Below are 10,480 nucleotides of genomic sequence, written 5' to 3'. Positions count from 1 at the left end.
TATTTGATTTTGTTAATTGGTGGAATCATATTCGTTATCATGGTGGGTTGAATTATCAAACACCTATTCAATTTAAAAAATATTATTTAGATAATAATATATAATTTATATCAATACCCTTATATTTTTTGTTCAGACAAGTGTTGACAATCCAGATTTTCTAAAATTATGTTTGACAATACATTCACATATATTAGTTTGTTATCTTTTTAATTAGTCATTAAATGATAAAATCTATTAATAAAACCCAAGCTAGATAATATTCTAACTTGGGTAAATGACTTAAGCTTTTTGTTCTGTTGGTTGTTGTGTTGACAATTCTTCTTTTACTTCTTCGATTTGTTCAACATTATCTAATTTCAATTGTGCAATATCATTTTTTAAATCATTATTTTCTTTACTCATTGCTTCGATTTGTTTTTTTAATTTTTTAATATCTCTATTATTTTTTAAATTTTTAGAAAAACCGAAAGCAAAATTGATAATTGCTCCGACAGCAACCGAAATTAAAATGATTAAAACTAAAGGTACACGTACTTGTGAAACTAAGAAATTAATGTCTACTTCTTTAATATTTAAAATTGAAAATATTGCTACTAAAATAACTAATACAATTGCAATAATTGATGAAATTTGTTTACTCATTATCTTCTCCTTTATTAAACCACGACTTTATCGTTATTATAACCATACTTTTCTTCATAGTCAAAATTCAACTTACCTTTTTTCTTTATTTCACGTTTTTTAATCATGCCCCATAATTGTACGGCAATAAATAACGATGAATATAAACCGAAAATTAATCCTATTAATAATGCAATATTAAATGGTAAAATTGCTGGACTACCTAAGAAAATCATTGCTACAACCATAATCAATACTGTTAAAATCGTATTAATCGAACGTGTTAAAGTTTGACGTAATGACATGTCAACTATACTGTCAATTTGTTTGCGACTTTTAATAACTTTTTTGAACTGTAAATGTTCTCTGACACGGTCAAATGTAACAATGGTATCATTAATTGAGTAACCAATAATTGTTAATACCGCTGCAATAAAGGTAATATCTACTTCCACACGAATTAATGAGAAAATGAAAATAATAATTAATGCATCGTGTAATAATGCCAATACGGCTGTTAATCCCATTGCCCATTCAAATCGAATAGCTACATAAATAATAATACCTATTGAGGCAATACCTAAAGCATATAAAGCATTTACAGCTAATTCTTTTCCTATAACAGGTGATACTGAGTTCATCGTCGGTTCACTATGATATTTTTTTTCTAAATATTGCTTAACTTCAATAGATTGTTTTTCTGTAAATGTCTTTTTAACAATAATGGTTGCTGTTTTATTATCCGTTGACATTGTAATTTTTTCTGGATGAACTTTCATCGTTTCAAAATCTTTTTTAACGTCATTAGTTGTTAATGCTGTTTTAGATACTACATCAATACGTGTACCACTTGAGAAATCAACACCTAAATTCAAACCTTGTGTTGCTGTAACAAAACCACCAGCACATAGTAAAAGTAAACTTAAGGCAAAGAATTTCTTAGCGTGTTTTACAAAACTAAAACGATCAAAACGTGTTGTTAAATTTAATGTATGCACATTATCTGACAATTTATGAATACGTTTTTTACTTACACCGAATAACCATGTTTTTTTATTTAATAAATTAGAATTAACTAATAATGATAATAATAAACGTGTACCAGCGATGGCCGTAATAAAAATAATCACAATTGATAGTAATAATAATGTCGCAAATCCTTTAACAGAACTCGTTCCAAAAATAAATAATACTGCTGCTGCAATAACCGTTGTAATATTGGCATCAAAGATAGTTAAAAATGATGATTTAGCTCCTGAAGCATACGCACGTTTAACTGAACGTCCTATTCTTAATTCTTCTTTAATACGCTCATACATAATAATATTAGCATCTACTGACATCCCTACACCAAGAATTAAGGCGGCAATACCAGGTAAAGTTAACACACCACCAATAAAATTAAAGGCAACAACTGTGATGTAAACATAAGCGACTAACATAATATTAGCAATTAATCCTGGTAAGCGATAAGCAAATAACATAAATACAGCAATCGCTGCAAAACCAACAACTCCAGCATATACCGTATCTTTTAATGAATCTTGTCCAAATTGTGCACCCACAGAATTTGAATAAATTTCTTTTAATTTAACAGGTAATGAACCAGAATTTAATAAATCGGCCATTTCTTTTGCTTCTTCAACTTTAAAACCACCTGTAATTTGTACAGTTTCTGAATTAATCACTTCATTTACTGAAGCCGCTGAAATATACTTATGTTGTTTTTTATGAGCTTCTTTTATAAAATGATCTTTACCTTCTTCAAAATCCATCCAAATAACTAATAGATTTTGACCTTTAGGCATACTGCTAATTTGTTTAGTGACTTTAGCAAACTTATTAGCATCTTTTAATGTTAAAATAACATCTGCTGCATTTTTGTCATCAAAACCTTGACTAGCACCATTTTCTTTTAAATCAGATCCGTCTAATAAAACTTTATCATGTACATCACGAATCGTTAAATTCGCTGAAGTAGATAATAAAGTACGCGCTTGTGCTGGATCTTTTACACCTGCTAATTGTACTCGAATACGATTACCTGATTCTACTTGAATAATTGGTTCACTGACACCTAAAACATTAACACGTTTACTTAATGTTTGTGCTGTAGATTTTACTGTTTCTTCTGTTAGTTTTTGACCTGCTTTAACGGGTTCTAATTGATATAATACTTCAAAACCACCTTGTAAATCTAAACCTAGATTCACTTTTTGAAACTGTGGTTTCGCAGTAAGACCGATTAAAGCACCTAACATGATTAATATTGCAAAAAATGCAAATATACGACTTTTTTTAATCATAGTCTTCTCCTTAGTTTTTTATATTCTAGCTACTCAAAATAAGCACATAATATTTATTAATTATACACCTTACAAACGTAGATTTAAAGCGAATTATACTATCACGCTTCATCAAAAATAAAATGTAATAATTCTTGTACACTAATTCCAGATAAATAATTTTCTAAATTAATTTCTTGAAGCTTAGTTTCTAACGCTTGATAATTAAACATTGTACCAATTAATTGTTGTGTTAACTCTGAAATATCTGACACACCAAAGAAATCACCTGATAATTTCATTTGCGTTATTTTCCCTTTTTGTGTGCTAATATGTAATTTCACGGTACCATTAGATAGTCTTGCTTTCTTTTCATAGTCAAATTTTGGTGATTTACCATAATTCCATTCATCTGTATTAAATCGTTGATGATAAATCTCAGTAATCTTCTGCCAATCATCTTTTGTTAATTCATATACTTCCTCTGGATTAATATGTTTTAAAATAACTTTTTTTAATAATGGCACTGTAATTTCAGACGCACTAAAATCTTTTACATTCGCTACTCGTGCGCGTACTGATTTTATGCCACGAGAAGCATATTTTACTTTATCTACTTTTAATGCTTCACCAATTTCAGACATGTCACAATCAACCAATAACGTACCGTGATTAAACATTCTATCTTTTGATGTATACTGTGCTAAACCAGATACTTTCTTATCGTTGACTAAAATATCATTACGTCCACTCTGTTGCGCAGGAATGCCTAATTCATTTAAAGCTTTAATTACAGGTTCAGCAAACCTTTTAAAATTATGTATTGTTTGCTCATTGGCATCAGTAACAAAATTAAAGCATAATACACCTAAATCAGTAAATACTGTGCCCCCACCTGATAGACGACGAACGATCGTAATATTTTTATCTTGACAAAATTGAGCGTTAATTTCTTCTAAAGTATTTTGATTTTTACCTATTAAAATACTTTTATCATTAACATGAAAGAAAAAATAATCATCTTTTGGTAAATGATTAACTACGTATTCTTCTAATGCCATATTCATGCGTGCATTAAATTGATGATCATTTGGAATATATTTCATAATGTGTCCACCTCATAATTTTGATAAAAAAGAAGTGGTAAAGTAAATAATTACTTGCCACTCTTAGTATAAATCATATATTAATTAAACTTAATAGTTTGTATTTTTACGTCTTGCTAATAATAAAATACCTGTAATTACCCATAAGAAACCTGAAATAATACCTGAAAAACCTGTAACAATTGTAAAAATGTAACCAATTAGTATTAATATAATCCCCGAAAAACGTGCGTGTTTCATAAATAAACATGCTAGTAATGCAATAAAAATTAATAACATTACCACTGCAAAATAAATATGAATTGTAGGTAATACTTGACTTAATACTTCACTTAAATTTGTTATTTTAAAATTTGTTTTACCAAAATTATTAATTGCTGCTACATATTTTGAATCATTTAAAACTAAAAATGTACTTAACCATACTAAACCGTATTGTAGAAATGCAAATAAAAATGCAATCCAACCTAATATTTTTTCACCTGTTCTATTCATTTAAATTCTCCTTTACTAATAAAATAATAACATTAGCTACATTGTAACGTATTTACTATAAAAATGCTACTATCTCTATTCTTTTATCGATATTCATAAGGATCTTTTAAATCTTCTAAGTCAGTCATCTCATCTTTTAATAAATGATGCGTGTTATCTTCTTTATAAATCACACGTTTAATGCCTGCAATAATCCATAAAATACTCGTTATAATACCTGTTCCAAATGTTAATACTAATTTTAAAATACCTACTATAATTAAAATAATACCTGAAGCTTTTGATTTACTTAACATCAGTGTACCTATTAACGCAACGATAATAAAAATAACACTTATAATTAACAATCCTTGTAGATAAACAACTACCATATCATATGCTGTTTGTACATCTTGAATCGTCAAATTAGATGTTGCCATTAATTCTGAAGTTACTTCTTGTTTCATTTCAGGAATTTTTGTCATACTAACAACAAATAATATTAAAATCAACATGCTTAAAATAGAAAGAATGTTTCCTATCCAAGCCAATATTTTTTCTAATTTAAATTTTTTCATGTAACCTCCAATGAGTTAAATTAATATGTACTTGAAGCTTGTTTTCCTTGCATAATAGCTACACCATTTGACGTACCTATACGTGTTGCACCACTCACAATAACTTTTTGTGCATCTTCTAATGTACGTACACCACCACTTGCTTTCACACCTATCACTTCGCCAACTTCTTTACGTAATAAAGCAACATCTTCTGGCGTAGAACCACCTGTTGAAAAACCAGTTGAAGTTTTAATAAAATCTGCGCCACTATGACGAACAATTGCACTTACTTGTATTTTTTCTTCTTCTGTTAATAAACATGTTTCAATAATAACTTTTAATAATGCACGTTTATTGACACTTTCAACTACCGCTTTAATATCATCTTCAACTGTTTGTAAATCACCGGCTTTTAAAGCACCAATATTAATTACCATATCTACTTCATCAGCACCATTTTCAATCGCCTCATTAGCTTCAAAAGCTTTAACAGTTGACGTATTAGCACCTAGTGGAAAACCAATAACAGTACAAACTAATACTTCACTATCTTTTAATTTTTCAGCACAATATTTAACCCATGTTGGATTAATACAAATTGATTTAAATTCATATTTTTTAGCTTCATCAATCAATTGGTCAATTTGTTCTGTCGTTGCATCTGCTTTTAATAATGTATGATCAATAAATTTATTTAATGTCATGTCATATACTCCCCTATTTTTATAATAATTCTTTTGAAAAACTTACTGCTGATAAAAAATACAATGGTGCTGTCTCAGCACGTAAAATTCTTGGTCCCAAACCAATTGAAATGACTTTTGCTTGTGTCAATTGTTGGAATTCATGTTCTGAAATACCACCTTCAGGCCCAAAAATACATATAATACGTTGTCCCGTTTTTACTGTTTCTAACATTTTTTTTAACATAGCTACTTCATTCTGTTTAGCTGATTCTTCATAAGCTAATAAACAAAGATCGTAATCATTTAACTGCTCAATTAATGAAGTCATATTAGACAAATATTGAATATCTGGCAATCGTTTACGTTGGCTTTGTTCAGCTGCTTCTTTAACAATTTTTTGCCAACGTTCTAATTTTTGGGGTAATTTTGCTTCTGTTACTTTAGCAATGGATCTATCCATATTAACTAAAATAAAATGATGACACCCTAACTCAGTCGCTTTTTGTAATAAATACTCATATTTATCACCTTTAGTAACACCAGTAACAATAGTAATATTTAATGGTAATTCAACTTGATGTTCTATCTGTTCTAAAGTTTTAATATTAACATGTTTAGCTAATTCTACAATCTCACAGATAAACACTTCATTTTCAAACACACCAGTAATTTTATCACCTATTTTTAATCGCATCACATTTTTAATATGATGACTATCTTCAGATGTTACTTCATAAATACAATTTAATTGACCCTGCTGTTGAATAAAATATCTCTGCATGATTCCACCTATTTTTTATTAGTTTTCTTATAAAGAATAACATATTTTATATTTTTTTGAAATAGTAAGTCACATAAAATATAGTATTAATTCTTTAAATAAAAAATAAAAGTTTGGCATCAAACGAGATACCAAACTTTTATAATTATTTATTATCTACTTCATCTGACAAATGATCTGTTACTAAGGCGATAGCCGCATCACCTGTCACATTACATGCTGTACCAAATGAATCTTGAGCAATATATAATGCAATCATTAATGATAGCATTGTTTCGTTAAAACCTAATACTGTACTTAATATACCTAAGGCAGCCATCACACCACCACCTGGTACACCAGGTGCTGCAACCATTGTAATCCCTAATAATAAAATAAATTTAATCATTAGCGCCCAAGTTGGTAACATACCATGTTGCATTAAATAAACCGCTGTAGCACAAGATGTTAATGTAATTGTACTTCCAGATAAATGAATTGTTGCACATAATGGAATAACAAAATTGGCAATTTTTTCACGTACACCTAATTTCTTCGCTGACTGTAAAGTTACAGGAATTGTTGATGCTGAAGATTGTGTACCTAATGCTGTAAAGTAAGCTGGTAACATTGTTTTTAACATTGTAATTGGATTACGTTGTCTAAAAGTACCTGCTACAACAAATTGAAAAATTAAAATTAAAATATGTAATAAAATAATCATGACAAATACTTTAGAAAACACATTTAATATCGATGTAATTTGACCGACATATGTCATATTAGCAAACACACCTAAAATATATAATGGTAATAAAGGAATAATAACTTTTTCTAAAAATGATTCAATAATATCTTTGAATTCATCTAGTACATTAAATAAATGTGTTGTTTTTAATGATGACATACCAATACCAATTAAAAATGATATAACTAATGCTGTCATTACTTCCATTGCTGGCGGAATTTCAATTGTAAAAAATCCTTTCAATAATGCATCTTCTGGATTTGAAAAAGCCGCAATCGTTTGTCCTTTTAAAATCGTTGGATAAATTAATGATGCTACACCAAAAGCTAATAATCCAGCAATTACTGTTGAACCGTATGCTAACGATGTTGTCATCGCTAATAAACGTCCTGCGCCTTTTGTTAACGCACCTATACCAGGCGCAATAAATGCTATAATAATTAATGGAATTGCAAATTTTAATAGTTGACCAAAAATATCTGTAAATGTTACAAAAATTCTTACTAACCCTTCTGGGGCTACCGCACCTATTAAAATACCTAATACCATGGCAATTGCCACTTGTAATAATAAAGGTATTTTTTTCAAATTCATATTGTCCTCCTTAAAAATACATTTGTAATCCTAACTTATTCATTGATTATAACGATAAATTTTAAAAATGTAAAGCATTATTTTTCTTCACTTTTATAGTTTAATACATTAAACTATAATAAGAAGTTATTTTAAAAGGAGTTTAATTATGCAAATCGATAAATTAAAAGGACCTGCATTAGATGAATTATTCACAGCTATTATGACTTTAGATAATTTAAATGATACTTATTTATTTTTTGACGATTTATGCACAGTCAACGAAATACAATCTTTATCTCAACGTTTTCAAGTAGCTAAATTATTAAAGCAAGGCCATACTTATGCAACAATTGAGGCACAAACGGGTGCATCAACTGCTACAATTTCACGTGTTAAACGCTCTTTAGAATGGGGTAATGACACTTATACAGCTGCTTTAAAACGTCTAAATATAGATAATTAAAAAAGAAGGTAAATTACCTTCTTTTTTAATTGAAATATTCATGTGCTAAAGCGGTTGCTTTTCTACCTCTAGGTGTGCGTTCTAAAAAACCTTGTTGTATTAAATAAGGTTCATAAACATCTTCTAAAGTAACGGATTCTTCACCAATACTAACTGCAATTGTATCTAATCCTACTGGACCACCTTTATATTGTTGAATAATACAAGACATAATTTTATGATCGATATGATCTAAACCTTTTTTATCTACTTGTAATAAATCTAGCGCATATTGTGCTGTCGGTAAATCAATATGTGCATCATTTTTCACTTGTGCAAAATCACGGACTCGGCGAAGTAATCTATTAGCAATACGTGGTGTCCCACGTGAGCGTAAAGCTAATTCGGTCGCGCTCGCTTCATCAATTTCACAAGATAAAATCACGGATGTACGTTCTATAATTGTTTTTAATTCATCTTGATTATAATATTCTAGCCTACAATGAACACCAAAACGATCTCTTAATGGTGCCGATAAACTCCCTACACGTGTTGTAGCACCTATTAAAGTAAATGGTGGTAAATCAATACGAATACTTCTTGCTTCTTCACCTTTACCTATAATAATATCTAAACAAAAATCTTCCATAGCTGAATATAATATCTCTTCGACAACGCGATGAATACGATGAATTTCATCAATAAATAAAACATCACCTGGCTGCAAGCCGTTTAATATCGCTGCTAAATCTCCAGGTCTTTCAATACTAGGACCTGTTGTATATCTAATATTAACAGACATTTCATTAGCAATGATGGTTGCTAATGTCGTTTTACCTAAACCTGGTGGACCATATAATAAAACATGGTCTAATGTTTCTTGACGCATTTGTGCGGCTTGAATAAAGACAGATAAATTATCTTTAATTTTTTGTTGACCAATGTATTGTTTTAACAAGGTTGGCCTTAAACTTTGTTCTTCAAATTCTTCATTTTCTAACTGATGATCATCTACTAATCTCATAAGACCACCTCACTTTCTATAGTCCTGTTAGTAATTTCAAACCTAATTTAACATAATCATCGACTGAATCTAGTGATTGCAATAACAGTTTCTTTTCTATTTTATCTACTTCTCGTTTAGAATAACCTAAAGCTTCTAATACTAATACTGCTTCTACAATTTCAGATGGTGTTGTTACTGTCTTTTTCGTTTCAATTAATTGCACTTCTCCACCTTGAAATTCTGATAACTTCCCTTTTAAATCTAACACCATCTGTTTAGCTGATTTTGCACCGATACCTGGAAATTTTGTTAAAAATTTAATGTTTTCTTGTTCGATCGCACTAACGATTTCATTGACTTGACATGCTGCTAAAATAGCTAATGCACTTTTAGGTCCTATACCTTTAACTTTCAATAATTGATTAAATAATTGTTTTTGTTCTAATTGAATAAATCCATATAAACTATGTGCATCTTCTCTTACAATTTGTTGTGTATAAATTGTCATAGGCGATTGTTCTATATATTGTTGAAAACTATAAGCATTAGGTGTAATTAATTCGTAACCAACACCTGCGACTTCTACAACAATATTTTGTGTATAGACAGCTGTCACTATACCTTTAATATATGCGTACATCTTTATCTCCTTCTTAACTTAGTTATATTATTCTTTATTTTATCATATTCATTGCTAAGTAAAAAGAAAGATGAGTAAGGAACTGACTCAGTTCATTTACTCATCTCAAAAATTAAAAACTTAACCCTAATAATTCAACCTTAATGACATCTGACAACTCACTTAATAAATTAACTAAACCATCAATAGATTGTTCCATTTTTGTTGTTTTTAACGAAATAGTTACTGTTGCTTGCTCTTTCATTGGTACGGTTTGATGAATGGTTAATATATCACCATTTAATTCAGAAATTAATTTTAAAATTTCCGAAAGAATCCCTGGTTTATCTTGTATATGCAGAATTAAAGTAATATAAGAATCAAACTCTAATGAAGCAATAGGAAAGATGGTATCTTTATATTTATAAAATGCACTGCGACTTAAATTCACGGCTTTTACTGCTTCTAAAATTGGCATATTAGGATGTGTATCTAATAATTCTTTAGCACGAATTGTTTTATGCACAGATTCTGGTAAGACATCTTCTCTAATTAAATAAAATTTATGTTCTTTGGATACTTTTGACATCACAA

The 10,480-nt window shown here is 29.2% G+C and carries 13 protein-coding genes; 2 read left to right on the top strand and 11 right to left on the bottom strand.

What is annotated here, in order from left to right; genetic code table 11:
• A partial coding sequence (locus AC5EAH_RS04325) for an IS3 family transposase (protein WP_493493534.1) occupies positions 1 to 104 on the top strand: 104 nt, incomplete at its 5' end.
• A 178-nt stretch (positions 105 to 282) separates the two neighbouring features.
• On the opposite strand, the gene AC5EAH_RS04320 is transcribed toward AC5EAH_RS04325, so the two are convergent.
• The 8 genes from AC5EAH_RS04320 to AC5EAH_RS04285 all read right to left on the bottom strand — a co-directional run bounded on the left by AC5EAH_RS04320 (position 283) and on the right by AC5EAH_RS04285 (position 7,831).
• Complete coding sequence (locus tag AC5EAH_RS04320) at positions 283 to 645, bottom strand: LapA family protein (RefSeq protein ID WP_493493532.1); 363 nt, start codon at positions 643 to 645, stop codon at positions 283 to 285.
• A 14-nt stretch (positions 646 to 659) separates the two neighbouring features.
• Positions 660 to 2,930, bottom strand: a complete 2,271-nt coding sequence (secD, locus tag AC5EAH_RS04315) for a protein translocase subunit SecD (RefSeq protein WP_493493531.1) — start codon at positions 2,928 to 2,930, stop codon at positions 660 to 662.
• Positions 2,931 to 3,031: 101 nt separating this feature from the next.
• Positions 3,032 to 4,015 carry a lipoate--protein ligase gene (gene lplA, locus AC5EAH_RS04310; protein WP_493493530.1) on the bottom strand — a complete coding sequence of 328 codons (984 nt, stop codon included), beginning with the start codon at positions 4,013 to 4,015 and terminating at the stop codon, positions 3,032 to 3,034.
• Positions 4,016 to 4,105: 90 nt separating this feature from the next.
• Positions 4,106 to 4,510: a DUF4064 domain-containing protein gene (locus AC5EAH_RS04305; RefSeq protein ID WP_493493529.1), complete on the bottom strand. Its 405-nt coding sequence runs from the start codon at positions 4,508 to 4,510 to the stop codon at positions 4,106 to 4,108.
• An 83-nt stretch (positions 4,511 to 4,593) separates the two neighbouring features.
• A complete protein-coding gene (locus tag AC5EAH_RS04300) occupies positions 4,594 to 5,067 on the bottom strand; it encodes a DUF4064 domain-containing protein (RefSeq protein WP_493493528.1) in 474 nt (157 codons plus the stop codon).
• 20 nt (positions 5,068 to 5,087) lie between these two features.
• Entirely contained in the window at positions 5,088 to 5,753 is a 666-nt protein-coding gene (deoC, locus tag AC5EAH_RS04295) for a deoxyribose-phosphate aldolase (RefSeq protein ID WP_493493527.1), read from the bottom strand.
• Positions 5,754 to 5,772: 19 nt separating this feature from the next.
• Positions 5,773 to 6,516: a 16S rRNA (uracil(1498)-N(3))-methyltransferase gene (locus AC5EAH_RS04290; protein ID WP_493493526.1), complete on the bottom strand. Its 744-nt coding sequence runs from the start codon at positions 6,514 to 6,516 to the stop codon at positions 5,773 to 5,775.
• 145 nt (positions 6,517 to 6,661) lie between these two features.
• The gene (locus tag AC5EAH_RS04285; protein ID WP_493493533.1) at positions 6,662 to 7,831 is read right to left on the bottom strand and encodes a dicarboxylate/amino acid:cation symporter; all 1,170 of its coding nucleotides are present in this window, start codon (positions 7,829 to 7,831) and stop codon (positions 6,662 to 6,664) included.
• Between the two features lie 154 nt (positions 7,832 to 7,985).
• Here AC5EAH_RS04285 and AC5EAH_RS04280 point away from each other — a divergent pair, with 154 nt between their 5' ends.
• A complete protein-coding gene (locus tag AC5EAH_RS04280; protein ID WP_493493525.1) occupies positions 7,986 to 8,282 on the top strand; it encodes a YerC/YecD family TrpR-related protein in 297 nt (98 codons plus the stop codon).
• Positions 8,283 to 8,307: 25 nt separating this feature from the next.
• On the opposite strand, the gene ruvB is transcribed toward AC5EAH_RS04280, so the two are convergent.
• The 3 genes from ruvB to AC5EAH_RS04265 all read right to left on the bottom strand — a co-directional run bounded on the left by ruvB (position 8,308) and on the right by AC5EAH_RS04265 (position 10,475).
• A complete protein-coding gene (gene ruvB, locus AC5EAH_RS04275) occupies positions 8,308 to 9,285 on the bottom strand; it encodes a Holliday junction branch migration DNA helicase RuvB (RefSeq protein WP_493493524.1) in 978 nt (325 codons plus the stop codon).
• A 16-nt stretch (positions 9,286 to 9,301) separates the two neighbouring features.
• Positions 9,302 to 9,907: a Holliday junction branch migration protein RuvA gene (gene ruvA, locus AC5EAH_RS04270; protein ID WP_493493523.1), complete on the bottom strand. Its 606-nt coding sequence runs from the start codon at positions 9,905 to 9,907 to the stop codon at positions 9,302 to 9,304.
• Positions 9,908 to 10,019: 112 nt separating this feature from the next.
• Positions 10,020 to 10,475 (bottom strand): ACT domain-containing protein, encoded by a 456-nt coding sequence (locus AC5EAH_RS04265; protein WP_493493522.1) that lies wholly within the window; start codon positions 10,473 to 10,475, stop codon positions 10,020 to 10,022.
• Between the last annotated feature and the right edge of the window lie 5 nt (positions 10,476 to 10,480).

This window comes from Staphylococcus sp. B1(2026), from assembly GCF_058895785.1.
This window is presented reverse-complemented; position numbering and strand designations above follow the sequence as displayed.